This window comes from Amycolatopsis sp. NPDC051372 (assembly GCF_040682095.1).
In the GTDB taxonomy this organism is placed as follows: Bacteria; Actinomycetota; Actinomycetes; order Mycobacteriales; family Pseudonocardiaceae; genus Amycolatopsis.
Window position 1 is genome coordinate 83585 of sequence record NZ_JBFBAF010000003.1, and the last position, 26664, is coordinate 110248.

The 26664-nt window shown below is 70.5% G+C and carries 30 protein-coding genes; 7 read left to right on the top strand and 23 right to left on the bottom strand.

What is annotated here, in order from left to right:
* Positions 1-173: 173 nt before the first annotated feature.
* The gene (locus AB0M56_RS05975) at positions 174-662 is read left to right on the top strand and encodes a TspO/MBR family protein (RefSeq protein WP_364171518.1); all 489 of its coding nucleotides are present in this window, start codon (positions 174-176) and stop codon (positions 660-662) included.
* A 133-nt stretch (positions 663-795) separates the two neighbouring features.
* On the opposite strand, the gene AB0M56_RS05980 is transcribed toward AB0M56_RS05975, so the two are convergent.
* Positions 796-1824: a hypothetical protein gene (locus AB0M56_RS05980; RefSeq protein WP_364171520.1), complete on the bottom strand. Its 1029-nt coding sequence runs from the start codon at positions 1822-1824 to the stop codon at positions 796-798.
* Positions 1825-1898: 74 nt separating this feature from the next.
* On the opposite strand from AB0M56_RS05980, the gene AB0M56_RS05985 reads away from it, so the two are divergent.
* Positions 1899-2513, top strand: coding sequence for a TetR/AcrR family transcriptional regulator (locus AB0M56_RS05985; RefSeq protein ID WP_364171522.1), 615 nt, complete (start codon positions 1899-1901; stop codon positions 2511-2513).
* Here AB0M56_RS05985 and AB0M56_RS05990 read toward each other — a convergent pair.
* The 15 genes from AB0M56_RS05990 to AB0M56_RS06060 all read right to left on the bottom strand — a co-directional run bounded on the left by AB0M56_RS05990 (position 2480) and on the right by AB0M56_RS06060 (position 14950).
* Positions 2480-2710, bottom strand: a complete 231-nt coding sequence (locus AB0M56_RS05990; protein ID WP_364171524.1) for an acyl-CoA dehydrogenase family protein — start codon at positions 2708-2710, stop codon at positions 2480-2482. The two genes, AB0M56_RS05985 and AB0M56_RS05990, sit on opposite strands and share 34 nt — an antisense overlap.
* 171 nt (positions 2711-2881) lie before the next feature.
* Positions 2882-3553: a DUF5666 domain-containing protein gene (locus tag AB0M56_RS05995; protein ID WP_364171526.1), complete on the bottom strand. Its 672-nt coding sequence runs from the start codon at positions 3551-3553 to the stop codon at positions 2882-2884.
* Between the two features lie 12 nt (positions 3554-3565).
* Positions 3566-4768, bottom strand: a complete 1203-nt coding sequence (locus tag AB0M56_RS06000) for an ABC transporter permease (RefSeq protein ID WP_364171528.1) — start codon at positions 4766-4768, stop codon at positions 3566-3568.
* Complete coding sequence (locus tag AB0M56_RS06005) at positions 4765-5469, bottom strand: ABC transporter ATP-binding protein (protein WP_364171530.1); 705 nt, start codon at positions 5467-5469, stop codon at positions 4765-4767. Before AB0M56_RS06005 ends, AB0M56_RS06000 begins: the two co-directional genes overlap by 4 nt.
* Positions 5466-6755: an HlyD family efflux transporter periplasmic adaptor subunit gene (locus tag AB0M56_RS06010; RefSeq protein ID WP_364171532.1), complete on the bottom strand. Its 1290-nt coding sequence runs from the start codon at positions 6753-6755 to the stop codon at positions 5466-5468. The genes AB0M56_RS06005 and AB0M56_RS06010 overlap by 4 nt, the downstream gene beginning before the upstream one ends.
* Before the next feature lie 85 nt (positions 6756-6840).
* Positions 6841-7176 carry a hypothetical protein gene (locus tag AB0M56_RS06015; RefSeq protein ID WP_220245946.1) on the bottom strand — a complete coding sequence of 112 codons (336 nt, stop codon included), beginning with the start codon at positions 7174-7176 and terminating at the stop codon, positions 6841-6843.
* A gap of 32 nt (positions 7177-7208) precedes the next feature.
* Positions 7209-7661, bottom strand: a complete 453-nt coding sequence (locus tag AB0M56_RS06020) for a hypothetical protein (RefSeq protein WP_364171534.1) — start codon at positions 7659-7661, stop codon at positions 7209-7211.
* Positions 7661-8332: a hypothetical protein gene (locus AB0M56_RS06025; RefSeq protein ID WP_364171536.1), complete on the bottom strand. Its 672-nt coding sequence runs from the start codon at positions 8330-8332 to the stop codon at positions 7661-7663. The genes AB0M56_RS06020 and AB0M56_RS06025 overlap by 1 nt, the downstream gene beginning before the upstream one ends.
* A gap of 25 nt (positions 8333-8357) precedes the next feature.
* Positions 8358-9329: a porphobilinogen synthase gene (hemB, locus tag AB0M56_RS06030; RefSeq protein ID WP_364171538.1), complete on the bottom strand. Its 972-nt coding sequence runs from the start codon at positions 9327-9329 to the stop codon at positions 8358-8360.
* A 122-nt stretch (positions 9330-9451) separates the two neighbouring features.
* The gene (locus AB0M56_RS06035) at positions 9452-9853 is read right to left on the bottom strand and encodes a type II toxin-antitoxin system VapC family toxin (RefSeq protein WP_364171540.1); all 402 of its coding nucleotides are present in this window, start codon (positions 9851-9853) and stop codon (positions 9452-9454) included.
* Complete coding sequence (locus tag AB0M56_RS06040; protein ID WP_364171542.1) at positions 9846-10076, bottom strand: type II toxin-antitoxin system CcdA family antitoxin; 231 nt, start codon at positions 10074-10076, stop codon at positions 9846-9848. The genes AB0M56_RS06035 and AB0M56_RS06040 overlap by 8 nt, the downstream gene beginning before the upstream one ends.
* A 67-nt stretch (positions 10077-10143) precedes the next feature.
* Positions 10144-11676: a bifunctional uroporphyrinogen-III C-methyltransferase/uroporphyrinogen-III synthase gene (locus AB0M56_RS06045; RefSeq protein ID WP_220245942.1), complete on the bottom strand. Its 1533-nt coding sequence runs from the start codon at positions 11674-11676 to the stop codon at positions 10144-10146.
* A 101-nt stretch (positions 11677-11777) separates the two neighbouring features.
* Positions 11778-12728, bottom strand: coding sequence for a hydroxymethylbilane synthase (gene hemC, locus AB0M56_RS06050; RefSeq protein ID WP_364171544.1), 951 nt, complete (start codon positions 12726-12728; stop codon positions 11778-11780).
* Positions 12729-12731: 3 nt separating this feature from the next.
* Entirely contained in the window at positions 12732-14048 is a 1317-nt protein-coding gene (locus tag AB0M56_RS06055) for a glutamyl-tRNA reductase (protein ID WP_364171546.1), read from the bottom strand.
* Positions 14045-14950: a redox-sensing transcriptional repressor Rex gene (locus AB0M56_RS06060; RefSeq protein ID WP_364171548.1), complete on the bottom strand. Its 906-nt coding sequence runs from the start codon at positions 14948-14950 to the stop codon at positions 14045-14047. Before AB0M56_RS06060 ends, AB0M56_RS06055 begins: the two co-directional genes overlap by 4 nt.
* 253 nt (positions 14951-15203) lie before the next feature.
* Here AB0M56_RS06060 and AB0M56_RS06065 point away from each other — a divergent pair, with 253 nt between their 5' ends.
* Both AB0M56_RS06065 and AB0M56_RS06070 read left to right on the top strand, forming a co-directional pair.
* Complete coding sequence (locus tag AB0M56_RS06065) at positions 15204-15830, top strand: hypothetical protein (RefSeq protein ID WP_364171550.1); 627 nt, start codon at positions 15204-15206, stop codon at positions 15828-15830.
* 298 nt (positions 15831-16128) lie between these two features.
* Positions 16129-16551, top strand: a complete 423-nt coding sequence (locus AB0M56_RS06070) for a hypothetical protein (RefSeq protein ID WP_364171552.1) — start codon at positions 16129-16131, stop codon at positions 16549-16551.
* 7 nt (positions 16552-16558) lie between these two features.
* On the opposite strand, the gene AB0M56_RS06075 is transcribed toward AB0M56_RS06070, so the two are convergent.
* The 3 genes from AB0M56_RS06075 to AB0M56_RS06085 form a co-directional block, all read right to left on the bottom strand.
* Positions 16559-18124, bottom strand: a complete 1566-nt coding sequence (locus AB0M56_RS06075) for a molybdopterin-dependent oxidoreductase (protein WP_364171554.1) — start codon at positions 18122-18124, stop codon at positions 16559-16561.
* A gap of 82 nt (positions 18125-18206) precedes the next feature.
* The gene (locus AB0M56_RS06080; RefSeq protein ID WP_364171556.1) at positions 18207-18446 is read right to left on the bottom strand and encodes a glutaredoxin family protein; all 240 of its coding nucleotides are present in this window, start codon (positions 18444-18446) and stop codon (positions 18207-18209) included.
* Positions 18447-18473: 27 nt separating this feature from the next.
* Positions 18474-19964: an AMP-binding protein gene (locus tag AB0M56_RS06085; protein WP_364171558.1), complete on the bottom strand. Its 1491-nt coding sequence runs from the start codon at positions 19962-19964 to the stop codon at positions 18474-18476.
* 319 nt (positions 19965-20283) lie between these two features.
* Here AB0M56_RS06085 and AB0M56_RS06090 point away from each other — a divergent pair, with 319 nt between their 5' ends.
* The 3 genes from AB0M56_RS06090 (at position 20284) to AB0M56_RS06100 (ending at position 23225) form a co-directional block, all read left to right on the top strand.
* Positions 20284-20988, top strand: coding sequence for a sigma-70 family RNA polymerase sigma factor (locus AB0M56_RS06090; RefSeq protein ID WP_364171560.1), 705 nt, complete (start codon positions 20284-20286; stop codon positions 20986-20988).
* Between the two features lie 123 nt (positions 20989-21111).
* Entirely contained in the window at positions 21112-22194 is a 1083-nt protein-coding gene (locus AB0M56_RS06095; protein ID WP_364171562.1) for a DUF5667 domain-containing protein, read from the top strand.
* 122 nt (positions 22195-22316) lie between these two features.
* Complete coding sequence (locus AB0M56_RS06100) at positions 22317-23225, top strand: HAD-IB family hydrolase (RefSeq protein ID WP_364171999.1); 909 nt, start codon at positions 22317-22319, stop codon at positions 23223-23225.
* A 411-nt stretch (positions 23226-23636) separates the two neighbouring features.
* Here AB0M56_RS06100 and AB0M56_RS06105 read toward each other — a convergent pair whose 3' ends face one another.
* The 4 genes from AB0M56_RS06105 to AB0M56_RS06120 all read right to left on the bottom strand — a co-directional run bounded on the left by AB0M56_RS06105 (position 23637) and on the right by AB0M56_RS06120 (position 26487).
* Complete coding sequence (locus AB0M56_RS06105; protein ID WP_364171564.1) at positions 23637-24656, bottom strand: lysophospholipid acyltransferase family protein; 1020 nt, start codon at positions 24654-24656, stop codon at positions 23637-23639.
* Positions 24653-25699, bottom strand: coding sequence for an NAD-dependent epimerase/dehydratase family protein (locus tag AB0M56_RS06110; RefSeq protein WP_364171566.1), 1047 nt, complete (start codon positions 25697-25699; stop codon positions 24653-24655). Before AB0M56_RS06110 ends, AB0M56_RS06105 begins: the two co-directional genes overlap by 4 nt.
* A gap of 273 nt (positions 25700-25972) precedes the next feature.
* The gene (locus AB0M56_RS06115) at positions 25973-26074 is read right to left on the bottom strand and encodes an AURKAIP1/COX24 domain-containing protein (protein ID WP_007030867.1); all 102 of its coding nucleotides are present in this window, start codon (positions 26072-26074) and stop codon (positions 25973-25975) included.
* A gap of 197 nt (positions 26075-26271) precedes the next feature.
* Positions 26272-26487 (bottom strand): helix-turn-helix domain-containing protein, encoded by a 216-nt coding sequence (locus tag AB0M56_RS06120; RefSeq protein WP_101436173.1) that lies wholly within the window; start codon positions 26485-26487, stop codon positions 26272-26274.
* Positions 26488-26664 lie beyond the last annotated feature (177 nt).

Genomic DNA, 26664 nt, shown 5'->3' on the forward strand with positions numbered 1-26664 from the left:
CCGCGGTGCTCCACTGTGCTGCTCGTAGCCAATCCGACCACAGTCACGGCGGGGACGGTCGCGAAACCTGGTAAACGTCCGTTTGGTCCCCGCCTACCTCTGGTCGGATTGGTAACCTGCCGATCACGGCGGTTCAGCCAGGTACCGCCGAGGCGGCGTGACGGGGAGGGAACGTGACCACGCCCACGCACAGACGCAACCCCTGGGTCGTGCTCGTGGTGTTCTTCGTGCTGGTCGCCGTGGTCGCCATCGTGGGTTCGCTCGCGGCCACGTCGGCGCCCGAGACGTACGCGCGGCTGATCCTGCCGGACTGGGCACCACCGGCGAAACTGTTCGGTCCCGTGTGGACACTCCTGTACGTGCTGCTCGCGTTCGCCGGCTGGGTCTACTGGCGCACAGACGGCGAGACGCAGGGCTTCGCCATGTACGGCGTCAGCCTGCTGTTCAACCTGCTGTGGACACCGCTGTTCTTCGCGGGCGGCTCCACGCGGCTGGCCTGCGTGGACATCATCCTGCTCGGCTTCACCACGCTGATGACGATCGGGCTGTTCTACCGCCGCTCGCACCTGGCCGCGGCGCTGCTGCTGCCGTACTTCTTCTGGATCGTCTACGCGACGGCGCTGAACGTGGCGATCATCGCGCTGAACGAGAACCTCAACTAGCCTCGCGCGCCGTGAAGACGTGGGCGACGGTGCCACGGCTGAAGGCGGTGGTGCGTACCGGTTCGAGAGTGAGCGGCTTCGTGAAGAGCCGCTGCCCGGGTACCGCCGGTTAAGGCGGCACCCGGCCGGGAAACTAGCGCTGGATGCGGTAACGCTCGGCGACGGCGTGGAAAGCCGCCTTGGGTTCCCACGGCAGGCCCGGGTACGTCGTGCCGCTGCGGCCTTCGAGCACCTTGACGATGCCGCCGCCCGCGAGGTCGAGGTCGTCGCGCGGGTCGCCGTCGGGTCGGTGCGGGTGTGTGCGCAGGGCGAATAGGTAGACGAACGCGCTGTCCACGCCTTCTTCTTCGAAGATCTCCAGGAGCTCGGTCAGGTACCGGGCTTGGCCGGGCTCGTCGCGTTCGTAGACGGCTTTCAGCCGGATCGGCCGGCCGTGCTCGTCGTTCTCGACGATCTCCATGCTGCGCGGCGCGACGTCACCGGCGCCGCGCCAAGTGGCCGTGCCGAACCCCGTGATGACCACGGGTTTGTCCTGTTGTGTCAACGTCCGTACGCCTTCGCGGAACACGTCGGCGACGGCGGCCGAGCGGATCAGCTCCAGCGTCGTGAAGTCGAACAGGTCCCAGTCGACGCGTTCGAACTGGATGGCCGCGTAGGTGACCTTGCCGCCGAAGGTTTTGCGGATCGCGGGCACGGCTTCGCGGAAGAAGTCGTTGAGGCGTTCGCTCACCTTCACCAGGCGCGCGGGCCGGTCGACCGGGTCGCCGAGCAGCCAGGCCAGGCGCTGCTCCAGCGTGGCGCCGTCGGCGAAGCCCTGGACCATCACGGACAGCTCGGCCCCGGCGACGAACACGACCTCCGCCCCGGTGCGGCGGATCCGCTCGGCGCGTTCGGCGCAGTCGGCGAACAGTTCGTGCAACCCGTCGACGGTCAGGTCCAGCGGGTACGGCGAGAACCACACCTCCAGGCCCAGCTCGGCGGCGAGCCGGCCGGCGATCTCCAGCCGCTCGGGAACGCCGCCGACGAGCTGGACGGCGGTGCAGTGCAGCTCGTCGCGGATGATCGTGAGCTCGCGCCGGACGACGTCCGGGTCGAAGTCGTCCCAGGAAGTGGCCCCGTTCTTGAGGAATCCGGTGTCGTAGGCAATGCCGTTGGCTCTCATGGCGGGGAGACTAGCTCTCAAAGTTGCGTGCACGCAATATTGCGGATCCGCAGTTTTTCGGCTTTACTGGGCCGGTGACCGGTCTGCGTGAACGCAAGAAGCAAGCCACCCGCACGGCGTTGAGCTCCGCCGCGTTGCGGCTGGCGCGGGAACGTGGGCCGGAGAACGTGCGGGTCGACGACATCGCCGAAGCCGCCGGGGTTTCGCCGCGGACGTACAACAACTACTTCGCCAGCCGGGAGGACGCGATCGTCTTCGCGGTGACCAGCGATCGTGAATCGCGGGTCGCGGCCGCCGTCCGCGCTTCTTCGGGCAGCTTGGCCGACGCGGTGGTGGAAGCCGTGGTGAAGCAGTACACCGAGCCCGACGAGGACGCCCGCGAAGCGCTGCTGCTCATCACGACGAGCCCTGCGTTGCGCAGCGCGTACGCGCGCTCGGCGGAGGCTCTGGAACCGCCGTTGACCTCCGTGCTGGCCGAGCGGGTGCCGGACGGACCCACCGCCCGCGTGCTGGCGGCCGCCGTCGCCGCCGCCGTGCGGATCGCGCTCGAACAGTGGGCCCAGCCAGTGACCTCGGGCTTTGTCGTGGTTTCGGGCACGGTGGCGGACCTGCTGCGGTCCGCTCTCGCGCCGCTGGTGCCGGCGTTGACCGCCGCTCAGGCCAGGCCGGAGGCGGACAGCGGGTCGTAGCAGGGCGTCCGGATCAGCTCCTGCAGCTGCCTGCGGCGGACGCCGACGTTGCCGCCTTCGAGGACCGGGTACGACAGCGCGTCCATGAGGGGACGGACGAGCGGGAAGTTCTCGTCGTAGGCGGTGACGCCGACGACCTTGACCAGGTCGTTGATCACCTCGACCGCGGTTTCGGAGCCGGACACCTTGGCGATCACTTGAGCGGACTCTCGCAAAACAAGATGGGATGCCACGTTGACATCGGAACCCTTCTCCTCCTGTGTGATCACAGTCCTCTGCCGCCGTAATACAACCGTCGACGTAGACCCCCACACGCGTCCACGGGGTCTACCGAGAGCGACAAATGGCTACGCAAGAGGCGAGTGGGGTCAGCGGGCGGGCTGCTGCACGATCGCCTGCGCCGCGACGGTGCCGTCGGAGCCGGGGCGGCCCTGGACCGTGACGGTGGCGCCGGGTTTGAGGTCGGAGAGTTTACCGGGCTGGGTGAGGCCGACGGTGGTGGAGTCCGAAGTGGACACGGTGACGTCGGCGCCCTGCACGGTTTTCAGGGTGACGGTGGTGCCGTCGACCTTTTCGACCGTGCCGACGGTGCCGCGGCCGGCGCCGCCGCGGGCGCCGGTGAAGCCGCCGGCGCCCTGGCCCGCGCCCTGTTGGCCGGTGCCTTCCTGGCCGGTGCCGGTGCCTTGGCCGGTGCCGCGGCCGCCGAAGCCGCCGCGGGCGCCACCCTGCTGGCCGCCGGTGCGGGCGGCGGCGGCACCGCCGCCACCGCTTGAGCCGAGTGCCGAGTGCGTCCAGGCGCCGCCGGCGAAGGACAGGGCGATCACGAGCAGGCCGGCCAGCACGAACGTCGGTTTGCCGAACGGCTTGGCGACCCGCTTCATCTCCTGGTCGAGGTCACCCTCGACGGCCGGGGAAGCCACGATTTCCTCAGGAGAAGGAGAAAGCGAAGCAGTCAACGGCGCCGTCACCGGCGGAAACTCGGTCGTCGGCTCGTCGGGGACGGGATTTCCCAACCCGGGCGACTGGGTGGACGAAGACATGTGCGAAGGCTCCTACTCGTGCCGGAGGGCGTCGATCGGGCGCAGGCGCGAGGCCCGGTTCGCCGGGAAACTGCCGAAGAAGAGACCGATCAGTGCCGACACCGCGAAGGCCAGCACGATCGACGACGGCACCACCACCGGGGTGATGCCCGCGAAGCTGAACTGGCTGCCGACCACGCCGATCACCACGCCGAGGAACCCGCCGAAGAGGCTCAGCATCGTGGCCTCGGCGAGGAACTGGCCGAGGATCGCCGCCCGGGGCGCACCGATCGCCTTGCGGATGCCGATCTCGCGGATCCGCTCGGTCACGGTCACCAGCATGATGTTCGTGACGCCGATTCCGCCCACCAGCAGGGAAATCGCCGCGACCGCGCCCAGCAGCACGGTGAACGTCTGCGTGGCCGATGTCCGCGTCGCCAGCAGCTGTTCGGAGTTCTGGATCTGGTAGTCGGGTGTTCCGCCGAGACGGATGCCGTGGCGGGCGTTGAGGATCGCGGTGATCTCGGCCTGCGCGAGCGCCACGGAGTCGGCCGACGTGGCCTGCACGGCGATCTGGCTCAGGTTGCCGTAGCCGGCGAGCGAGTTCTGCACCGCGCTGATCGGCGCGATGGCGACGTCGTCGGCGTTCGTCAGCCCGGTGCTGCCCTTGGCCTGCAGCACGCCGACCACGGTGAATTGGATGCTGTTGAGCAGTACGTTCTTGCCCACCGGCTCGGCGGTGCCGAAGATCGACTGCGCGGTGGTGGGCCCGAGCACCACGACCTTGCGCGCCTGCGTCACGTCCTCGGCGGTGAAGAGCGCGCCGTCGGCGATCTGGCGGTTGGTGGTGGCGAAGTAGGCCGGTTCGGTGCCCGCGACGGAGGAGATGTCGTACGACGTCTGCCCGTAAGTGGCGGTCGCATTGGTGTTCACCACCGGCGAAGCGGCCTTCACGTCGGGCGCGCCGACCGGGTCCACGAGCGCGTGGGCGTCCTGCACGGTCAGCGGCCGCGCCTCGCTGCCCTGGCCACCGCCACGCGCGGGCGACACGTTGACCACGTCCGTGCCCAGCCCCTGGATGCTGGCGGCGATCGCAGCCGAAGCACCGTTGCCCACCGCGACCAGCAGGATCACCGACGCGACACCGATCGTGATGCCGAGCGTGGTGAGCGTCGAGCGCAGCTTGTTGGCGGTGAGGCCGCGCACGGCGAAGCGCAGCACCTCGAACACGTTCACGCGACCACTCCGACGCTGCGGTTGAGCTCGTCTGCCACGATCCGCCCGTCGCTGACCCGCACCACGCGGTGCGCGTGCTCGGCGACCTCGTCCTCGTGCGTGATCACCACGATGGTGCGGCCCAGGGCGTTGAGCCGGTCGAACACGCCCAGCACATCTTCGGTGCTGGCGCGGTCGAGGTTGCCGGTGGGCTCGTCGGCGAGCAGCAGCGCCGGCCCGGTCACCAGCGCTCGCGCCACGGCGACCCGCTGTTGCTGCCCACCGGAAAGCTCACTCGGCAGGTGCTTGGCGCGCTCGGTGAGCCCCACCATTTCCAGCGCGGCCAACGCCCTTGCCCGGCGCGCGGCCCGGCGCAGTCCACTGTAGACGAGTGGAAGTTCTACATTGGACAACGCACTCGTGCGCGGCACGAGGTTGAACGACTGGAAGATGAAGCCGATCTTGCGGTTGCGCAGCAGGGCGAGCTGGCGTTCGTTGAGGTCCGCGACGCTGAAGCCGTCGAGCAGGTACTTGCCGGAGGTCGGCACATCGAGGCAGCCCAGCATGTTCAGCAGCGTCGACTTGCCGGAGCCGGACGCGCCCATGATGGCCACGTACTCCCCCGGCCGCACGACCAGCTCGACCCCGCGCAGCGCGTGGACGGCCGTCTCGCCGGAGCCGTAGGTCTTGCGCAGTCCGGAGACCGCGATCACGGGTTTCATCCGCGTCCCCCGCCACCGAAGCCACCCTGGCCACCGCGGAAGCCGCCGCCGGCGCCACCCGTTCCACCGAAGCCACCGATTCCGCCGCCGCGCTGTCCGGCGCCGCTCGTGGTCGTGGTCGGCGACGCGGCCGTGAGGACCACGCTGTCGCCCTCGTTGAGGCCCGACTTGATCTCCACAGTGGATTCACCGCGCACGCCGATCTGCACCTGCTCCGGCACATCGCGGCCGTTTTGCTGCACCGTGACGACGTTCGTGGTGCCCGCCGTGGTGACCGCGGCGGCCGGCACGCTCAGCACGTTGTCGGCCTCCGCGACGGTGATCACGACGCTCGCCGACTGCCCGGGCCGCAGCCCCGACGGCGGGTTGGTGAGCGTGAGCTGCGCACCGTAGGACACGACGCTGCCGCTGGTCGTGGGCGTGAGGTCGATCTTCGACACCGACGCCTGGATCGGCTGGTCGGGCGAGGCGTTGAGCGTGACGGTGGCCTTCTGGCCCGCCTTGACCTTGCTCACGTCGATCTCGGCCACGGAGGTGTCCACGAGCAGGTTGGTCATGTCGGTGATCTGGACGAAGCCGGTGGACGACGAGCTGCTCGACGCACTCTGGCCGTTGCCACCGTTGCCACCGTTGCCACCGTTGCCGCCGGTGCCGCCCGAGGAGCCCGTGCCGCCGGAGCTTCCGGACCCGCCGCTGCCGGCCTGCTGGCCGACGGTGCCGTTGATCGCGGTCACGGTGCCGGCGCCCGGCGCGGTGAGCACCGTCGCGTCGACGGCCGCCTGGGCCGTGTCGACGTCGAGCTGTGCCTGGTCCACTTTGGCCTGCAGCGAGGTGGTGGACTCCTGGGGCGACTGGGACTGGCCCTGGCCTTGTCCTTGGCCGGAACCGGAGCTCGTGTCCGAGGTGGCGGCGTCCTCGCCGTCGGCGAGGTTGTCCTCGGCCACGGTGAGGTTGTCCTTGGCCACCTGCAGCTGTTTCTCGGCCTGAGTCGAGTCGATCGTGGCCAGTTTCTGGCCCGCGCTCACCACGTCACCGACCTTCACGTCGATGCTCGTGACCTTGCCGGAGCTGGTGAAGTTGGCGGCGCCGGTGTAGCCGCTCGAGAGGGTGCCCGCGGCGGAGACCGTTTCGGTCACGTCGCCGCGGCGCACCGGGGTGGTGCGGGTCTGTGCCTGGGCGGTGTTGCCCGCCGGCGTGAATGCTTGGTAGATCCCGAAAGCCGCACCGCCGAGCAGTACGACCAGCACCCCGTTGATGACCCATGTCCGGGTACGCAGCCGCGTCATGGGCGCAAGACTGCTGGCGCTGCTTAGCAGTCAGCTGTTGGTTCCCTGTGGGCCAGCTGTGGATGTGGCGCCTCGAGTTGCGGACTCAGTGCTTGTTGCGACGGTGTCGCGCACTCACCGCGAGCAGCAGCTGACGAACCGCGTCCACCACGAGCACGGCGCACAGCGCGCCGAGCGCGAGCGCCCCCGCGATGTGCCCACCGAAGTACCGCTGCGAAGCCAGCTGCGCGCCGTCGCCGGCGGTGGTGACGACCGTGACGACGCCCGCGTGCCACAGCAGGAACGCCAGCCACAGCACGACCGCGGCCACGACCAGCTCGCCGAGCGCCACGAACGCGCGCCACGGCTGGTTGAGCCGCGCCGCCTTGGCCGAATCGCCGGGCCAGAGGTCGGCGCCGGTCGGCTGGGGAAGGTCGATCACGGGATCAAGCCTCTCAGGTTTCGGGCCCTGCGTCATTTCGCCTCGTTCGCCTCGTTCGCCTCGACGAGCCGGGTGAGTGCCGCCTTCAGCGCCTCGACGTCACGGGCCCACGCGAGCACGACCGTGCCGTCGTCGAGCTTCACGGGCAGCTCGTCGTACTTGTTCGGCACGCTCCAGCCACCGCCGAGCACACGCGCGCCGACGGGGGTGCCCACGTCGGTGACGTCCGCGATCCGCTTGGCCTCGATGCTTTCGCGGCCCTGGCGCAACGCCTGCGTGGTCACTTCCAGCGAGAGGAACCGCCGGCGCGCGTAGACCCACGGGATCGTGAGCCCGCACAGCGCGACCGCGATCAGCAACCACGGAATCCAGTGCACCGGGCCACCAGTCGCCAGCTCCGCCACCGCGCCGAGCACCGCGAACAGCGGCCCCCAGACCAGCGAGCGCCAGCCGACACCGGGTTCGGAGTAGAGCGTGCGGTCCATTACAGCTTCTTGCCGACCTTGGGGAAGAAGTCCCTGGTGCTCGGCAGGTACAGCAGCACCACCAGGATCACCAGCAGCAGCGACGACACCACTGAGAACACGCTGCGCACGAGCCCGAGCTGGAACACCAGCCCCAGCAGCGCCAGCATTGTGACCACGGTCCGGGCCGAGCGCGTGCCCTCGCGGGCCTTGTAGGCGAACAGCACCATGATGATGCCGAAGCACAGCGCGCCGACGAACAGCGCCCACACGAGCGTGGTGGCGTTGGACTCGAGCTGCGCCATGTCGAGCTTGCGGCCCGGTGCAGTCGCCTTCACAGCCTGGTCGACGAGCTGCTGCTTGAAGAAGATCGTGACGACCTGGCCGATCAGCAGCACCACGGACGCGACGATCGTGAGGATGAAGGCGGCCCGCACCGGTCCGGGAGCCGTTGCCTTCGCAGGCTCCTCGGTGTTCTCCAGGTACCCCGGGTACGACGCGACGGGCGGCGCCTTGGGGAAGCCGGTCGGGAGCTCTTTCGCCTGCTCTTCGACGTGCCCGCCAGGCCCGGCCGGCTCGGCTTGCTCGACGTGCTCGGCCTGCCCGGCTTCGTTCGGCGCGGGCTCCGGCTTCGCGAGGTCGTCGCTGGTCAGCCCCGCGGGTTCGGCGGTGTTGTCGTCCTTCTCGGCCACTCGTGGACTCTAGCCCAGTGCGGGCTCAGTCGAGCCAGGCGGCGGCTTCGGCGGCCCAGTACGTGAGGATCAGGTCGGCGCCCGCACGGCGGATCGACGTGAGCACCTCCAGGATCGTGCGCTCGCGCTCGAGCCAGCCGTTGGCCGCGGCGGCCTCGACCATCGCGTACTCGCCGGAGATGTTGTACGCCGCCACCGGAACCGGCGAGATGTCCGCCGCCGCCTTGATGACGTCCAAATAGGACAGTGCCGGCTTGACCATGATCATGTCGGCGCCCTCGCCGAGGTCCAGCTCGATCTCGCGCAACGCTTCTCGCGCGTTGCCCAGGTCCTGCTGGTAGGTCTTGCGGTCGCCCTTGAGCTGCGAGTCGACGGCCTCACGGAACGGGCCGTAGAACGCGCTGGCGTACTTGGCCGAGTAGGCGAGAATCGCCTTGTCGCTGTGGCCCACCTCGTCGAGCGCGCGGCGGATCACACCGACCTGGCCGTCCATCATGCCGCTGGGCCCGAGCACGTGCGCGCCCGCTTCCGCCTGCGCCACGGCCATTTCCGCGTACACGCGCAGGGTCGCGTCGTTGTCCACGGCGCCGTCCGCGTCGAGCACGCCGCAGTGGCCGTGGTCGGTGAACTCATCGAGGCACGTGTCGGCCATCAGGACGGTCGCGTCCCCGAGCTCCTGGCGCAGGTCCCGCAGCGCGACGTTGAGGATGCCGTTCTCGTCAACCGCGCCGGACCCCTCGGCGTCCCTCTTGGCCGGCACACCGAACAGCATCAGCCCACCCACGCCGGCGTTCACCGCCTCCACCGCGGCCTTCCGCAGCGTGTCCCGGGTGTGCTGCACAACCCCCGGCATGCTCTGAATCGGCCGCGGCGCGTCCACGCCCTCGGCCACGAACATGGGCAGAATCAGCTGACGCGGGCGAAGCGTCGTTTCACCGACCAGCCTGCGCATGGCCGGCGTGGTACGGAGTCTGCGGGGTCGATGCTCAGGGAACACGCCGTTCACGGTACTCCGGCACGCAGGCGATCAGTTCGGCTGCCCTCGGGAAAAACCACGTTCTGACAAGGTGTCTGGAAACTCAGGACACGAGAAGGCCGGGCTTTTCGCGCGCTCTGGCGTCAGGCGATCTCTTCGGCGAGCGCGCTCGCGCGGGCAAGCCGGCGATCAGTGGTGAGCACGGCCGTACGCAGCCGCGCGGCCAGCTCGATGTACAGCGCATCGGCCAGCCTGAGATCAGCACGCCGAGCCCACGCTCCGGGAGCAAGCTCGAAGACCGAGTGGCGCGTGACCGGAAAGTTCGTCAGCACGCCCAGGGCGACCTCAACCTCCACTGTGGTCAGCTCTCCCGCGCGTTGCAACCGACCCAGGGCCGAAAGGACTTCGGCGTCCAGGTGCGCGGGCGCGTGCAACACGGTGCCGCGCAAGCGTGACTTCGCCGCGTCGGCGTAGCTGGTGCCTGCGAGGAGATCAACGAGGACGGACGCGTCGAGAACCGCGATTTCCACCGGAGAATCAGGCATCCGCCGCATCGCCCAGTTCTGCCCGGGCGCCGTCGAGCGCGGAGAGCACGGCATCGTGAGAAACGGCGCGGCGCGGAGCCGGCAGCGCGTCGAGCCAGGCGTCGGTGGCCTGACGCTGCAATGCGTCCGCAAGCGCTGCCTGAACGAGGGCACTCACGTTGAGATCCGCGGCCTTCACTCGTTCAGCCAGGTCATCGGGGATATAGACGTTCACCCTCGCCATACACACACTATACACACAAGGCCCCTTCCCGTCGAAGCAGGAAGGGGCCTTGAGCAACCACGAACCGTCAGCTACGACGCGCCCGCTTCGCCTTCCGAGGCGGCGGCAGGGCCCCCTCCGCGCGAAGCCGGGCGGCGTGCTCCGCCAGGGCGTCCACCAGGTGTGGCACGTCGGCCTTCTCCGGCTGGACGTCGACGCGCAAGCCGAACTCCACGGCGGTTTCCGCGGTCTTCGGGCCGATGCACGCGACCAGGGTGCGCGTGTGCGGCTTGCCGGCAATGCCGACCAGGTTGCGCACCGTCGAGGACGAGGTGAAGCAGACCGCGTCGAAGCCGCCGGTCTTGATCATCTCGCGGGTTTCGGCGGGCGGCGGGGCGGCGCGGACCGTGCGGTAGGCCGTGACGTCGTCGATTTCCCAGCCGCGGTCGCGCAAGCCGGCCGACAGGGTCTCGGTGGCGATGTCGGCGCGCGGCAGCAGGACGCGGTCCACGGGGTCGAGCACGTCGTCGTACGGCGGGAACTCGGCGAGCAGACCCTCGGACGACTGCTCGCCCGACGGGATCAGCTCGGGGATGATGCCGAACGAGCGGACCTTGGCGGCCGTCGAGGCGCCGACGCAGGCGATCTTCACGCCGGAGAACGCGCGGGCGTCGAGGCCGAACTCCTCGAACTTCTCCCACACCGCGCGCACCGCGTTGGTGGAGGTGAAGACGATCCACTGGTAGCGGCCGTCGACGAGGCCCTTCACCGAGCGCTCCATCTGCGCCGGGCTGCGGGGCGGCTCGACGGAGATCGTGGGCACCTCGTGCGAGGTCGCGCCGTGGCTGCGCAGCCGGTCGGCCATCTCGCCGGCCTGCTCCTTGGTGCGCGGCACCAGGACCTTCCAGCCGTAGAGCGCGCGCGACTCCCACCACGACAGCTTCGAGCGATGTCCGGCAGCCTGGCCGATGGTCACGATCAGCGGGCCGACGAGCTCACCCGCGTCGTTGCCGAGCGTGCTGAGCGTGGAGTCGAGGGTGCGCTGGGTGTTGATGGTGCCGTTGGCCGTCACCGCGACGGGCGTGGACGGCGGCATGCCCTTCTCCGTGAGCCGGCTCGCGGCCTCGGCGAGGTGCGCCGAGGTGGCGTGCAGCACGAGCGGGCCGGGCTGCGCGGCGAGCGCCGCCCAGTCGACCTCGCCGCGGACGTCAACCTCGGTATGGGTGCCGCCGAGTGCGACACCGGCGTAGGCCGGCACCGCGGCGCCGGGGGAAACGCCCGGGATCACCTCGAACACGGCGGACGTGCGGGCCACGGCCTGCACCTCGTTCACCACGGCGGGGGTGGTCAGCGGGTCGCCGGCGACCAGGCGCAGCACGAGCCGCCCGGCCTTGGCCTCGGTGGTCAGGTCCTTCGACACGTCGGCGGGCTCACCGACGGCGGGCCGGACCTCGGCGCCGGGAGCGGCGAAGGCGAGGACGGCGGCAGGCACGTCGGGATCGGTCACCACGACCTCGGCCTTGGCGAGCAGCTCCTGGGCGCGGACTGTGAGCAGCCCGGCGTCACCGGGGCCCGAGCCCACGAAGGCGACGCGCCCAGCGGTCTTGCGAGCGGGGGTCATCTCTGGCGTTTCTCCTGTCAGGCGACCGGGTACGGCATCGGCCGCAGGTGTGTGGTGCTGGTCGTTCGGGTGCTGGTCGTTCGAGTGCTCTGCGGGTTGCGTCACTGGGCGGGGCCGGACAACAGTGCGCCGGCACCCAGGTCGAGGAGCTCGGCGGCCAACGTCCGGCCGAGCTGCTCCGCCTCGGTGAAGTCGGCGAGTGCGGAAGCCCGCAGCATGTCGACCGCACCGTTCTCGCCCTCGACGGCCGCGGTGCCGCGCAACGAGATCCGTTCCACGACCGCGCCCTCGGAGTCGAGGTCCTCGACGATCTCGGCGAGCGCACCCACGGGTGCGCTGCACCCCGCCTCGAGCGCGGCCAGCAGGGAACGCTCGGCCGTCACCGCGGCCCGCGTGCCCTCGTCGTCCAAACTGGACGCGAGCAGGTGCTCCACGTCCACGTCTTCGGCCCGGCACTCCACCGCCAGCGCCCCCTGCGCGGGAGCGGGCAGCATCTGGATCGGGTCGAGGGTCTCGGTGATCGCCCCCACCAGACCGATCCGGGCCAGTCCGGCACGCGCGAGCACCACGGCATCGAGCTCGCCGTCGGCCACCTTGCGCATGCGGGTATCGATATTGCCCCGAATCGGCACGATTTCCAAACCGAGGCCCAGCGCGAGCAGCTGCGAGGTGCGCCGCGGCGCCCCCGTGCCCACCTTCGAACCGGGCGGGAGCTCACCCAGCGTGAGGCCGTCGCGGGCGATCAACGCGTCGCGCGGGTCCTCGCGCGGCGGCACGGCGGCGAGCACGATGCCGGCCGCCGGCGCCGTGGGCAGGTCCTTGTACGAGTGGACGATGACGTCGATTTCCTTGCGCAGCAAGGCTTCCCGCAGCGCCGAGGTGAACACGCCGACGCCGATCTGCGGGATCGGCTTGCTGGAGACGTCGCCGGGGGTGGTCACCGTGACGATCTCGACCTCGGCGCCAGTGGCGCGGATCTTGTCGGCCACGGTCTCGGTCTGCGCGACGGCGAGCTTGCTGCCCCGCGTCCCGATGCGAATCACTCTGTCCACTGCTTACTTCTTCTCGATGTCTGGCGGCACGGCGGTGGGGCTCGCCACAGCCGCGGGGGCCTGCGGGTCGAGGCAGAACAGCTCGCGCAACGCGTTGGCGTAGTCGGTGTCGGCCGTCTCGGCGGCCAGCTGCTTCACCCGCACGGTGGGCGCGTGCAGCAGTTTGTCGACGACACGGCGGACCGTGCGGCCGACTTCTTCGCGGACCTGCGTGTCGAGGTCCGGGAGGCGGTTGTCCAGACGTAGCAGCTCCGCGTCGACCACCTCGGCCGCGCGGCGGCGCAGCGCGGTGACGGTGGGCGTGACCTCGGCGCTGCGCTGGCCGGCGAGGTAGTCGCGCACCTCGTCGAGCACGATGCCGTTGGCCTTGATCGTCTGGCGTTCGGTGGTCGGGGCGCCGGCGTCGCGCATGCGGCGCTGGATCGTCTCGAGGTCGACAACGGTGACGTCGACGAGGTCGGCAACCGCCGCGTCGACGTCCTTCGGCAGGCCCAGGTCGCACACCACGAGCGGGCGGCCCGCGCGGGCGGGCACGTGCTCGGGCAGGAACACGGCATCCTGCGCGCCGGTGCACGACACGACGACGTCGGCCTTCGCCACGGCGTCGGCCAGCTCGGACAGCGGCACGGGGCGCGCGGGCACGCCCTCGATCGCGGTCTTCTCGGCGAGGCGCGCGGCCTTGGCCTCGGTGCGGTTGGCCACCGTGATCTCGCCGATGCCGGCCTTGCGCAGGTGCGACGCGGTCAGCGCGCCCATCGAGCCGGCGCCGACGATCAGGGCGTGCTTGCCCACGAGATCACCCGCGGCGGCCAGCGCCTCGGACACCACGGACGCGCCCAGCTGGTCGAGACCCGTCTCGGAGTGCACGCGCTTGCCGACGCGCAGCGTCGTCTGGATCAGTTCGTGCAGCGTGCGCCCGACGGTGCCGGCCTCACGCGCGGTGGCGTAGGCCGAGCGGATCTGGCCGAGGATCTGCGTCTCGCCGACAACCATCGAGTCGAGACCCGAGGTCACGGAGAACAGGTGCTCGACGGCCGCGCCGGCGTAGTGCACGTAGAGGTTGTCGTAGAGCTCCGCCGGCTCCATGCCGGCCTGGCGGGCGAGCACGTCGGAGACGTCGTTGACGCCACCGTGGAACGTCTCGACCACCGCGTAGACCTCGATGCGGTTGCACGTGGAGACCAGCATGGCCTCGCTCACGCTCTCGGCCTGCTGCAGTTCGTGCAGGACCTTGGCGACCTCTTCGGCGGGCACGGCGGCCCGTTCGAGCGTGGTCAGCTCCGCACTTCGGTGGGAGAGCCCGACCGCCAACACGCTCATCCGCGCACCACCATTCCAAGACCGCCGTCTGCCTGTCCGTTGCCGCTGCTGCCATTGTCGAGCGGCAGGCCGGCGTCGGGTAACCCGGTATTCCCCTGAATTGCCAGGGCGTCATCGGCACGGCGAGCCACGTGGAACGAGAGGATCTGAAGTTCGACCGCCAGGTCGACCTTGCGGACCTCGATGTGCGCCGGCACCTGGAGCACCACCGGCGCGAAGTTCAGTATGCACTGGACGCCGCCCGCCACCAGCCTGTCGCACACGGACTGCGCAGCGGTAGGAGGTGTGGCGATGATCCCGATGGAAATCTGCCGTTCGGAGCAAACTCGCGGGATTTCGTCCAGGTGCGAGACGGGCAGACCCCCTACGGGAACCCCGACGAGGTCGGGGTCGAGGTCGAACAGCGCCTCGACGGGGAAACCGCGGCCGGGGAACCCGCCGTAGTTGGCCAGCGCGTGACCGAGGTTACCGATCCCGACCACGGCGACGCGGTGCTGGCGGGTGAGGCCGAGGATGCGTTCGATCTGGCTGACCAGCACCTGCACCTCGTAGCCGACACCACGCGTGCCGTACGAGCCGAGGTAGGAGAGGTCCTTGCGCAGCTTGGCGGAGTTCACCCCCGCGGACGCGGAGAGCTCTTCGCTGGAGACGGTGGTCGCGCCCTGCTCCGCCATGCCGGAGAGGACCCGGAGGTAGACGGCGAGGCGCGCGACGGCCGCTTCGGGGATCTGCTTGGCGCGGACGGCGGTCTCGACGGCACTGTCGACCGCGGGCATCTCCGCCGTGGGCGCGTTGTCGGCATCGGGCGCCGCCCGCCGGGCGCGGCCGTTGCCCTTCGCGGCCCGGCGGGGTGGTTCAGCGGGCGGTTCGGCACCGCTGCGCCTCCCCCGCTGTGTCACCACGCCGGCCACTCCTCAAGATTGGGTCGCATCTCTTGACCCCGCGACTGACGTCCGGTTCAATGCCGGGCTTTTGCGGGACGACACCCTACGGTAGTCCACTTGTGAACGCGCGCACAAAGTCACTGGTCATCGACATGACGCGACGCACACCTGCCCCCGATCAGGTGACCGCGGGGCGAGCAGCGCCGAGCACCGAGGCCGGCCGGGCAAGATCATCCGCGTTCTGCCCGCGTTTCGGAGGTTGCTCAGGCTGATGGCCACCCACTGGATCTGGTACGCGATCTCACCGATCGTCGTCATCGGCGGCGCCTACCTGTATTACCGGCGCTACCAGCGCCACCGCGCCGCCATCCAGTCCTTCGCCGCCGAACGCGGCTGGTCCTACACCGAACGCGAGCCCGACCTCGTCGGCCGCTGCTACGGCCGCCCGTTCGAGGGCTACGGCCGGCGCCGGCGCGCCTGGCACGCCGTCGCGGGACGCCGGCGTGAGCTGGATGTGCTGTCCTTCGAGTACAGCGAGGTCGTCGGCCACCAGAACCGCGCCCGGCGCCGCTGGACGCAGCTCACGGGCGTGCGCCTGCCCTTCCCCGCGCCCGAGGTCTACGCCGCCCCGCGCGACACCCTGGGCCGGCTCGCCCGCGACCTGGGCTTCAACCGCGCCGGCACCGGCGACGAGCCGTTCGACCAGGACTGGGTCACCTACGGCCCGGTGACACCCGCCATGCAGGAGTGGCTACGCCGGCACGGCCGCCCGTTCCGCGTGGTCGCGGGCATGGCCGAGACCTGGGACGGCGGCCGGTTCAACACCCGGCGGGTGGAGCCGGCGGTGGCGGATCTGGCCGAGCTGGTGCCGTTGCTGAACGGGGTCCACGGCCGGTGAGGGTGCTTGCCGTCGACCCGGAACAGCTGTTTCGGTAGCTGCCGGGCTGAAGCCCGTCAGGCGTCGACGTCGAGGTGGGGCGGGCGTTGGCCGGGCACTGGTACCGGTACGTCGTCCTGGCGCTTGTCGTCGGCGGTTACGGGCTTTGGTACCTGCGCGGGTACCGGCGCCGGACCGCGACCGTCGCCGCCGGGGCGGGCGAGCGGGGTGGACGTACCGGGAACGGGCTCCCCAGTTGCTGGGGCGGTGCCACGGTTATCCCTTCGGGCGAAGACGACGGCCGCGGGCTTGGCGCGCCGTGAGCGGAAGTCACGACGGGCGCGAGTTCACCGCGTTCGAGTACAGCGAGGTCCTCGGGCATTTCGACGTCGACAGCAACGACAGCGCCGAGCGGCTGTACCTGCAGGTGTACGCGGTGAAGGTCGCCCGCGCGCCAATGCTCACTGTGCGGCGCCGCGGGGTTGCGGGTGTCGTCGTGGGACGGCTGGGCGTGGGCGGGAGCACGACCGGTAATCCCGACTTCGATCGGCGGTTCGTGTTCGAGGGCGACGCCACGGTGCTCACGTCCGAAGCGCAGGCGTCGCTCACCGCCCACCCGCGACCGTTTCGCATCGATGGCGGCGAGGTCGTCGTTTGGGACGAAGGGCGGTTCGATCTCGACCGCGTGGAGCCCGCGCTGGAGCAGCTCGGGGAGCTGCTCACCCACGCCCGGCTCGGCTGAGCACGCGTCAGGCGTTGACCGTCACCGAGTGCCAGCCCGAGGCGCCGTCCGGCACGGGCTCCGCGGCCTGGTCCGTCTGCGTGTAGCCCGACTGGTCGGTGGCCCGCACCGTCACGGTGTGGCTGCCGGGCGGCACGGCCAGGTCGGTCCACCACATGCGCCAGGTGTCCTTGTTGACCTCGGTCGACAGGGTGGTCGGCTGCCACGGGCCCTGGTCCACGCGCACCTCGACCTTCGCGATGCCGATGTGCTGGGCCCACGCCGTGCCGGCGACGCGGAGCTTGCCGGAGGTCACCTTGGCGGTGTCGATGCGCGACTCGGTCTTGATGGGCGCCTGTTCGGCCCAGCCGCGCTGCAGCCAGTAGGACTGGCGGTCGTCCCACTTGGCGAACTCGAGGCTGGTGACCCACTTCGTCGCGGAGACGTAGCCGTAGAGGCCGGGGATGACGATGCGCGCGGGGAAACCGTGTTCGACGGGCAGGGGTTCACCGTTCATGCCGATGGCGAGCATGGCGCCGCGCGTGGGGTCGAGGGCGATCTTGGCGGGGGTGCTGCAGGTGAAGCCGTCGATGCTCGTCGCGTACATCTGTTCCGCGGCCGGTTGCACGCCGGCCGCATTGAGCAGGTCGACGAGGTCCACGCCGATGAACTTGGCCGTGGAGATCAGATCCCCGCCGACCTCGTTCGAGACGCACGTCAACGTGACCTCGCGCTCGACGAGCGGCCGCGAGCGGATGTCGTTGTAGGAGAACGAAACCTCGCGGTTGACGAGGCCGTGGATCTTCAGGTTCCACTCGTCGGTGCGCACCTGCGGCACCACGAACGCCGTGTCGATGCGGTAGAAGTCAGAGTTCGGCGTGATGAACGGCGGCGAGCCCAGCTTCTGGAAATCGGCGTCCGGCGGAAGCGGCGGGGCCTTGCGCGCGGCGACGAGCGGTCCCACGGCGGCTCGCGACTGGTCGGCGTTGCCTGTGGTGGCCGAGATCGCCTGCCCGGCGACAGCCGCGACCCCCGCGCCCGCCGCGACGCCGATTCCGCGCGATAGGACCTGCCGTCGTGTCGGTCCCTTCGGCGGACGGCTGTCGTCGAACGCCGGCGGCAGCGCGTAGTGGTGCAGCCAGGTGAACACGAACGCCGAAGCCGCCAGCGACACCACGGGCGCCAGCAGCGCGAGCTGCCCGACGTCGGTGCGCTCGTACACGGCCGCGACACCGGCGATGCCGAGCAGCACCACCACGATCTGGCCACCCCGCGGCGTCCGGCGCGAAACCTGCCCGGCCAGCACCGCGAACAGCACCAGCACCACGGCGAGGCCGATCTTCAGCACCGTTTTGTCCGCCGTGCCGAGCGTCTGCTCCGCCCACACCACCACGGCGTGCGGGCTGTGGGCGATCACGAAGTCGGCGACGGCCACGAACGGCGACGCGTTGTAACCGACGAAGCCGGCGATGAGATGACCCACGCCCAATGCGGTGACCAAGGCCGCCAGCCCGATCAACGACGCGATCGGCAACGACAGCCGCCGCGGCTCCGGGGGCTTGACTACCTGCGGGGCTTCCTTCAACGCGCTCACCCCACCATCTTCGGCGGGCTCAGGCCCCGATACCGCCAGGAACCCTTACGACTTGATTACCGCACCGGACTATCCGGCGGAACTATCCGGTCAGGGCCCGGCGGAACCGCTCTTCCTCCACGCGCCAGTACCCGTGTTCCGCACCGTCGATGAGGATCACCGGGACCTGGTCGCCGTACTCGGCTCGCCACTCGGCGTCACTGTCGACGTCCGCGAGCTCCCACGGCACGTCGAGCTCGCCGCAGATCCGCGCGACCTCGGCCTCGGCCACCTCGCAGAGGTGGCAGCCGGCGCGCGTCATCACCGTCACCTGATGCACCACCGCAGTCTAGGACCCGGCCGGACGCACTCAGCGCAGCTTGAGCCGCCGCAGCTTCCCGGTGGCCGAATGCGGCAGGTTCTCCGCGAACTCCACGAGGTGCGGCACCTTGTATCCGGCCAGGTTCGCCGCACACTGGTCGCTCACCTGCTGCTCCGACAGCGCCGCGCCGTCGGCCGGCACCACCACGGCCTTCACGGCCTCGCCGCTGCGCTCGTCGACGACCCCGACCACGGCGACCTCCGCCACGCCCGGCAGCCGCGAGATCACGTCCTCGACCTCGTGGGGGTAGACGTTGAAGCCGTTGACGATGATCAGGTCGTTGGCGCGGTCGACCAGGTGCAGGTCGCCGTCGAGGTCGAGGTAGCCGACGTCGCCGGTGCGGAACCAGCCCTCGGCGTCGGGGCCGTGCGCACCGTCGGGCCAGTAGCCGGAGAACAGGTTCGCGCCGCGGATCGACACCAGGCCGGTGTCGCCGCCGGACTCGAAGACGTCGGCGACGTCGTCCGCGTCGAGCGGCACGCCCTCCTCGGTGCCGTCGCTGTCCACCAGCCGCAGCTCGATGCCGGGCAAGGGCCGCCCAACTGAGCCAGGCTTGGGGTAGCCCGTGACCAGCGTCGACGTGACCACGGGCGCGCATTCGGTGAGGCCGTAGCCCTCGTAGACGTCGTGGCCGGTGGCCTCGCGGATCGCCGTCAGCACGCGCGGGTGCAGCGGCGCGGCGCCCGAGGTCAGCATCCGCACGGTCGCGAGCCCGCGCGCCAGCTCCTCGGCGCCGAGGTCGGCGAACTCCATGTACATGGTCGGCACGCCGGCGATCGACGTGACGCGGTACTCGGCGCAGTCGTCCAGCGTCTTCGCCGGCTCGAAGCGCTCCGAGAGCACGAGCGTCGCGCCCACGGACGTCGCCTGCAGCAGACCGGGCCCGAGGCCGTAGACGTGGAACAGCGGGATGGTCACGAGCACGCGGTCCTCGTGCACCAGCACACCCTCGACGCGGCTGAGCTGATCGAGGTTCGCCAGCAGCGCGCGGTGCGAGAGCAGCACGCCGCGCGGCGGGCCGGTGGTGCCGGAGGTGTAGGAGATCACCGCGATGTCCTCGCCGCCGCGGCCGAGGTCGACGGGGTCTCCCCCGAGCTCGCCGCGTGGTGACAACGCCGTGAGGCCGTCAGGCAACTCAGTGTCGTCTACGTCATCCCGCTGGATCACGAACCGGGGGTCGCAGTGCGACAGCAGCTGCTCCAGCTCCGGCGCGGGCGCCTGCGGAGAGAGCGGCACTGCGATCGCGCCGGCGCGCAGCACTCCGTACAGGGCGACGGCGAAATCCGCCGACGTCGGCAGCCGCAGCACGACTCGGTCGCCCGGCTCCACGCCGGCTTCGACGAGCCGCCGCGCCTGCGCGTGGGCCGCCTCGTCGAGCTCCCGCCAGGTGAGCGTGGCCCCCGTGCCGGTCTCGGTGACGGCCGTTTCGTCCGCCCACCTGGCCGCCGCCTTGGTGAGCAGCTGCGCGACACCCTCCACCGGGCCCCCTTCCTGCTGTAGCCCTTTGTCATCTTGTCACCCGTAACGGGGATGCCGCGCGATCGTCGCACCTCCGGTACTGCGGGACCTCTACCTACTTCGCGGTAACTACACGTATGCTGCACTGCGTCGCCGGGTGGCGTTGATCACTGCCGGGTGACGCGAGAAAGGGAGTCACCGTGACGAACTTGCTGGTCTGCGCCGTTTACGCGGTCGTGGAACACGCGGCGCGGCCCCTCCTTGCTCGCGTGGGGGACAGGGGCACTGCCCATCGCGAAGATCGCCCGCGCGGCCTTCGGACCGCAGGAGGTGCCGCCCTGTGACCCTGCCGACCACCGCGAACCGCGCCCCCGTCGTGATGTTCGCCGAACGTGTGTTCGGGCGCCCCGCCGCCGTCCCGCTGACCCGCGCGACCGAGGCCGCGCCGTCCCCGGACCCCGCCGAAGCCGCCAAGATCGAGGCGTGGGACCTCGTCCGCGAAGCGCAGGAGGGCGACTCCTCCGCGTTCGGGAAGCTCTACGACCGGTACGTCGACGTCGTCTACCGCTACGCGCTGTTCCGCCTCGGCGACCGCGAACTGGCCGAGGACGTCACGAGTGAGACGTTCCTGCGCGCGCTGCGCCGGATCACGTCGGTGAGCTACCAGGGCCGTGACGTCGGCGCCTGGTTCGTCACGATCGCCCGCAACCTGATCCTCGACCACGTGAAGTCCAGCCGTTTCCGCCTCGAGGTCGTGACCGATGAGGTGAGCGAGCCGGGTTCGGCACCGGTTTCGGCCGTCGGGCCGGCCGCGCAGGCCGGGCCGGAGCAGCAGGCCATCGCCGGCGCCACCCGCGCGGAGCTGCTGCGCTGCGTCGCCGAGCTGGGCGAGGACCAGCGCGAGTGCATCGTGCTGCGATTCCTGCAGGGGCTGTCGGTCGCGGAGACGGCCCAGGTGATGCACCGCAACGAGGGCGCGATCAAGGCGTTGCAGCACCGCGCTGTCCGCCGTCTGGCCCAATTGCTGCCCACCGGGCTGCGCTGACTTATTTCACGTCCCGGCGCAACCGTAACTTCTTCGTCTTCTTAATCGTTTCTCCACGCAGACCGGCTGTCAGGGCCGGGGCTTGTAGAGCTTTGAGAAGCTTTGTGGAGACGGAGCAGCACCGTGGGCGTGCCCGGGTGGTTTTCGCGGGATCGAGCCGAGAACGAGCGGTTCGATCGCGCTCTGGACCCGTCGCCCGTCGAGCGCCACGGCGAGTTCGCCGACGAGCTGGCCGTGGTCGCCGCCCTGCGCTCGCTGGACGAGGCGGGCGCGCCCGACGTCGAGACGCGCGAGCGCATCCGGGCGGAGATCGAGGGCCGGCTCGGCGAGCCCGTCGCGCGCCGGCGGTGGAAACCGCGGATGGCCGATCTCGCGGCGGCCGGCATCGCGCTCGTGCTGGGGCTGGCGGGGCTGACGCTGCTGCTGTCGCGCAACGCCATGCCGGGCGACGCGCTGTACACCGTGAAGCGCGCGGGCGAGGAGACGTCGCTGGGGCTGACGTTCGGCGACGAGGCCAAGGCACGCAAGCACCTGGACTTCGCGGCCAACCGCGTGAGCGAGCTGGGGCTGATGACGGACGCTTCGCCTTCGGCGTACCGGACGGCTCTCGGTGATTTCAGCAGCGACGTCCGCGCGGGCGTAACAGCGCTGACGGCCCTGGCGACGGGTGGCAGCGGGCGCACGCAGCTGTCGGAGCTCGAGACGTGGACGAAGGAGCAGGCGCGGCTGCTGGCGGCCGAACAGCCGCGGATCCCGACGTCCGCGCACGCGTATCTGAGTGGTGCGCGCGGGCTGCTGACGCGCGTGCAGCAGCGGACGTCGGCGCTGGTGTCACGGCTGGACTGCTACGAGATCACCACGGGCAGCTCCGACGAACTGGGCCTGCTTCCGGCGCGGGGCGCGTGTACGCAGCAGCCCGCACGTACTGGCGGCTCCGCGCCGACTTCACCTTCGTCCCCCGGCCCCACCCCCACGCCCACCGAAAGCGGGGTGCCGCCGGCGACCGGGACGTCGTCCTCGCCGGACCTGGCCGTGTCCAGCACGCCGATGCCGACCTCCGGCGGCAGCGCCACGACTCCGCCGCCGGTGTTCGCGCCGCCGATCACCTCGCCGACGACGCCGAGGCTGCCGACGACCAGCCCGCCGCCGCCGTTGATCTCGATCCCGCCGCTGCTGCCGGGCCTTCCACCCATCGTCATCGGGTGATCACGCGGCGCGTCGGCAACCCCTGATCGAGGCCCTCACCACACCTGGAACGGGTGAGTCGCATGGTCGCTACGCTGTGCGTCAGGACCCGGCCGTTCCCGGCCGCCGGGACGTGCCCGAACGTGGAGGCGGTGTGCGTGTCAGCTTGGCGTGGCAAGGATAAGAGTCAGGAGCTCGAACGGCTCGCCACGCTCGCGGGCGAGGCGTCGGCCGAGGCCGCACAGATCACGGCGAACGCCGAGCCCGCCGTGCCCCCGGCGCCGCCGGACCTGACCGCGGCCGCGTTCTTCGACGTGGACAACACGATGATGATGGGCGCGTCGATCTTCTACTTCGCGCGCGGCCTCGCGGCGCGCAAGTTCTTCACCTCCTCCGACCTCGCCGGTTTCGTGTGGCAGCAGGTGAAGTTCCGCCTGGGCGGGCGCGAGAACAAGGAGGACATCAAGACCCACCGCGAGCGCGCACTGTCCTTTGTGGCCGGTCGTACCGTCGAGGAGCTCACCAGCATCAGCGAAGAGATCTACGACGAGCTCATGGCCGACAAGATCTGGTCCGGCACCCGCGCGCTCGCCCAGATGCACCTCGACGCGGGCCAGCGCGTGTGGCTCGTGACCGCCACACCCATCGAGCTCGCCGCCATCATCTCCCGGCGCCTCGGCCTGACCGGCGCCCTGGGCACCGTCGCGGAAACCAAGGACGGCGTCTACACGGGCCGCCTGGTCGGCGACCTGCTCCACGGCCGCGCGAAGGCCCACGCCGTCCGCGCGCTCGCCTCGCGCGAAGGTCTGAACCTCAAGCGCTGCACGGCGTACTCCGACTCGCAGAACGACGTACCCATGCTGTCCGCCGTCGGCACCGCCGTGGCCATCAACCCGGACTCCGGCCTGCGCGACGTGGCCCGCGCCCGCGGCTGGGAAATCCGCGACTTCCGCACGGGCCGCAAGGCGGCGAAGATCGGCGTCCCGTCGGTCCTGGGCGCGGGCGCTCTCGCGGGCGCCGTCGCGGCGGGGATGGCCTACCGGCGCCGCTGACGTCGTCGCCGGTCGCCGAGCAGGACGGCAACGCGCTCGCAAGACCCGCCGGCCCGACCCCGTCTGGAGTCGCCACGATTCGGCGCACGGCCGGCGCTTCCCGCGCAGTCAAAGCCATTCTGGCGGCTCCGCACCTCGACGCGAGGCTCTCGCGAGAGCCGCCGCGGCGAGGATCGCTTACCGGCGCGGCTGACGGTTTCGCTGGCGCCGCCGAGGGACTGTGCGCGACGGCAACGCATTGACAGAACCCGCCGGACCCAGCCGCGTCCGAAGTCGCCGCGCGGCGCGCTTCCCGCGCAGCCGAAGCCATTCTGGCGGCTCCGCGCCTCGACGCGAGGCTCTCGCGGGCGCCGTCGCGGCGGGGATGGCTTACCGGCGCCGCTGACGTCCACGCTGGGCGCCGCGGGCGGGTCAGCCGCGGAAGATGTTCTTGCGCTGGGCGAGGCGGCGGTACAGGGTCTGCTGGATGGATTCCCGCACCTGGTCCGTCAGGGTGAACACGAGCATCGGGTCGTCGACGGCGTCCGGGGTGTAGTCGTCCGTGCGGATGGGCTCGCCGAACTCGATGGTCCACTTCGTAGGCAGCGGGACGGCGCCGAGCGCGCCCAGGATCGGGAAGAACGGCGTGACCGGGAAGTACGGCAGGCCGAGCAGCCGCGCGAGCAGGCGGATGTCGCCGAGTTTGGGATAGGTCTCCTCCGCGCCGACGACGGACACGGGGATGATCGGCACGCCCGCGCGCATCGCGGCGGAGACGAAGCCGCCGCGGCCGAAGCGTTGCAGCTTGTAGCGCGCGGAGAACGGCTTGCCGATGCCTTTGAAGCCCTCCGGCCACACGCCGACGAGCTCGCCGGCGCTCAGCAGGCGTTCGGCGTCGGCGTTGCAGGCCAGCGTCTGGCCCGACTTGCGCGCGATCGAGCCCACCAGCGGCATCTTGAACACCAGGTCGGCGCCGAGGCCGCGCAGGTGGCGCCCGCCCGTCTCGTCGTGGACGGCGACGGCGGTCATCAACGCGTCGAGCGGCAAGGTGCCCGAGTGGTTCGACACGAGCAGCGCACCGCCGGTCGCCGGGAGGTTCTCGACGCCGAAGGTGTCGACGCGGAACCACTTCTCGTACAGCGCGCGCAGCGGCGGCAGCACGAGGGTCTCGGTGAGCTCGGCGTCGAAGCCGAACTCGTCGACGGTGTAGTCGCCGGTCAGCCGGTTTCGCAGGAAGGCCAGCGCCGAGCGCACGGACTCCGGCAAGGGTTCCGGCTCGGCGGGAGACGGCGGGGCGGCAGGGAAGGCCACCACCGGCGCGTCCGAAGACGGTTCCGAAGACGACGCCGGCGGCGCGGCAGGCGGCGAAACCCGTCCCGGGCTGCGGAGCGGGATCACCTGAGCCTCGGCTCCGTTCACGGTGTGCGCCTCACTTCCGGTCACGGGGCTCATCGGCCGGCCTGCCCGGTCGCGGCGGCCACGACGACCTTGCCGGCCAGCGAGGCCAGCCGGGCGCCGTCGAACACCGGGCGCAGGCCGCGACCCGCGGTGTAGTCGTCGAACGCCTCGCGCGTGGTGAAGCGCGGCTGGTAGCCGAACTCCTTCTTGAGCTTCGTGATGTCCACGACCCGCCCGAAGTTCAGCAGGCGGACCTGGTCGGCCGAGAAGTCGACCACCCGCGCGCCCCGCAGGACCTTGCCCACGGACGGCACCACGGCGCTCGGCATCGGCAGCCCCACCCGGCCCGCCCGGCGGATCGCCTGGGACAGCCCGAGCACCCCTTCCGACGCGACGTTGAACACGCCCGGCTTGTCCTGCAGCACGGCCTGCTCCAGCACGCCCAGCGCGTCGGACGCGTGCAGCAGCTGCAGGCGCGCGTCGTAGCCGAAGACGGTGGGCACGACCGGCAGCGCGAAGTAGCGCGAGAGCACCGTGTCGACCTCGGGCCCGATGATGTTGGCGAAGCGCGCGAGCGTGACCGTGACGTCGGGCCGGCGGCGGGCGAGGCCGCGCACGTAGCTCTCCATCTCCACGGCGTCCTTCGCGTAGCCGCTGGACGACGCCGGGATCAGCTCCGAGTCCTCCGTGAACACGGCCTGCGAACGCGCCCCCGCGCCGTAGACGGCCGCAGTGGACTTGACCACGAGCTTGCGCAACTTCGGCGAGCTCTGGCAGGCAGCCAGCAGCCGCATGGTGCCGATCACGTTCATTTCCTTGACCGCGGCGCGGCGGCTCGGGCCGGCCGGGTGGGCCAGGCACGCCGTGTGCACGACCGTGTCGACGCCGGCGCTGCTGATGACCTTGGCGATCAGCGGATTGCGGATGTCGGCGCGCACGAACTCGGCGCTGCCCATCCGCTGCAGGACGTCTTTCGCGGGCGGCGCGGTGTCGACGCCGATCACGCGCTCGAAGGCGGAGTTGGTGCCGAGGCGGGCGAGCAGCTTCCCGCCCAGGTCTCCCGCGACCCCGGTGACGAGCACGATGTTCGACGGCATGGGACTCCCTGTGCGGCTGGGCTGTTCGGCTGGGCGTAAGGGGGTGGATGATCACCCGAAGTGCACGAGCCTGCACTCATTGGAAGCATCGCGCGGACGCCCCACCGATGTTACCGGCGCCAGGGGATGCCCTGACCAGGTCTTACTTCGTATTTACAACTCCACCAGAGAATTGCGGCTCACGCCTCACTCGATCGGGGGAGAAGGCCCACGAAATGGACGTGGCCCGTCCAGAGACTGGACGGGCCACGGCGCATCAGCTGTGGGGCTGGCTCACTTGCCGGCCTTGCGACGCTGCACTCGCGTACGGCGAAGCAACTTGCGGTGCTTCTTCTTGGACATGCGCTTGCGGCGCTTCTTGATCACGGAACCCATGGGCGCTCCTCAGTTGTCGTCGGTCACGCTGCCCGGCGCAGCGTCCAACGGGTGGAGCGCACAGGCACGAGCGATTTACCAGGTTACCCGCGTGCCGACGCGGGCCGGTCGGCGGGCATGGGTGAGCACATGCCCGGCGACCGATCAGACCCCGCCCCGCCGCCGCCCTCAACGGAGCGGCGCGCCGCACTGAGCTGCTATCCGACGTCGAAGTAGGCACCCTGCAGGTACTCGTGCACGGCCTTTTCGGGAACCCGGAACGACTTCCCCACTCTCACAGCGGGGAGCTCACCCGAGTGCACCAGCCGGTACACGGTCATCTTCGAGACCCGCATCAGCGTGGCCACCTCGGCGACCGTCAAAAACTGGACCTGCCCGACCGAGGGCAAATCCTCCTTCTTGTTCGGCGACATGATTACCGCGTCCTTCGACACGTGTCGCGCCACGAGGCTTCCCCACCTGTGGTATCGACACGCACGTGCTCTTCCAGAGGGTAGCGGGACACGTGGGACTAGTGCGACGGCTGTCACCGAGATGGGCCCCTACCTGCGGGTTTTCGCCGCACGGATTACCCACTTGGTCTGATTTGC

Bases quoted from the DNA above. Each gene is read 5' to 3' on its own strand.
- AB0M56_RS05980 (WP_364171520.1), bottom strand. From the start codon at position 1,824: ATGAGAGCCAACGGCATTGCCTACGACACCGGATTCCTCAAGAACGGG.
- AB0M56_RS05995 (WP_364171526.1), bottom strand. From the start codon at position 3,553: ATGTCTTCGTCCACCCAGTCGCCCGGGTTGGGAAATCCCGTCCCCGAC.
- AB0M56_RS06005 (WP_364171530.1), bottom strand. From the start codon at position 5,469: ATGAAACCCGTGATCGCGGTCTCCGGACTGCGCAAGACCTACGGCTCC.
- AB0M56_RS06010 (WP_364171532.1), bottom strand. From the start codon at position 6,755: ATGACGCGGCTGCGTACCCGGACATGGGTCATCAACGGGGTGCTGGTC.
- AB0M56_RS06020 (WP_364171534.1), bottom strand. From the start codon at position 7,661: ATGGACCGCACGCTCTACTCCGAACCCGGTGTCGGCTGGCGCTCGCTG.
- AB0M56_RS06035 (WP_364171540.1), bottom strand. From the start codon at position 9,853: ATGCCTGATTCTCCGGTGGAAATCGCGGTTCTCGACGCGTCCGTCCTC.
- AB0M56_RS06040 (WP_364171542.1), bottom strand. From the start codon at position 10,076: ATGGCGAGGGTGAACGTCTATATCCCCGATGACCTGGCTGAACGAGTG.
- AB0M56_RS06045 (WP_220245942.1), bottom strand. From the start codon at position 11,676: ATGACCCCCGCTCGCAAGACCGCTGGGCGCGTCGCCTTCGTGGGCTCG.
- AB0M56_RS06055 (WP_364171546.1), bottom strand. From the start codon at position 14,048: ATGAGCGTGTTGGCGGTCGGGCTCTCCCACCGAAGTGCGGAGCTGACC.
- AB0M56_RS06065 (WP_364171550.1), top strand. From the start codon at position 15,204: ATGGCCACCCACTGGATCTGGTACGCGATCTCACCGATCGTCGTCATC.
- AB0M56_RS06105 (WP_364171564.1), bottom strand. From the start codon at position 24,656: ATGAGCCCCGTGACCGGAAGTGAGGCGCACACCGTGAACGGAGCCGAG.
- AB0M56_RS06110 (WP_364171566.1), bottom strand. From the start codon at position 25,699: ATGCCGTCGAACATCGTGCTCGTCACCGGGGTCGCGGGAGACCTGGGC.
- AB0M56_RS06115 (WP_007030867.1), bottom strand. From the start codon at position 26,074: ATGGGTTCCGTGATCAAGAAGCGCCGCAAGCGCATGTCCAAGAAGAAG.
- AB0M56_RS06120 (WP_101436173.1), bottom strand. From the start codon at position 26,487: ATGTCGCCGAACAAGAAGGAGGATTTGCCCTCGGTCGGGCAGGTCCAG.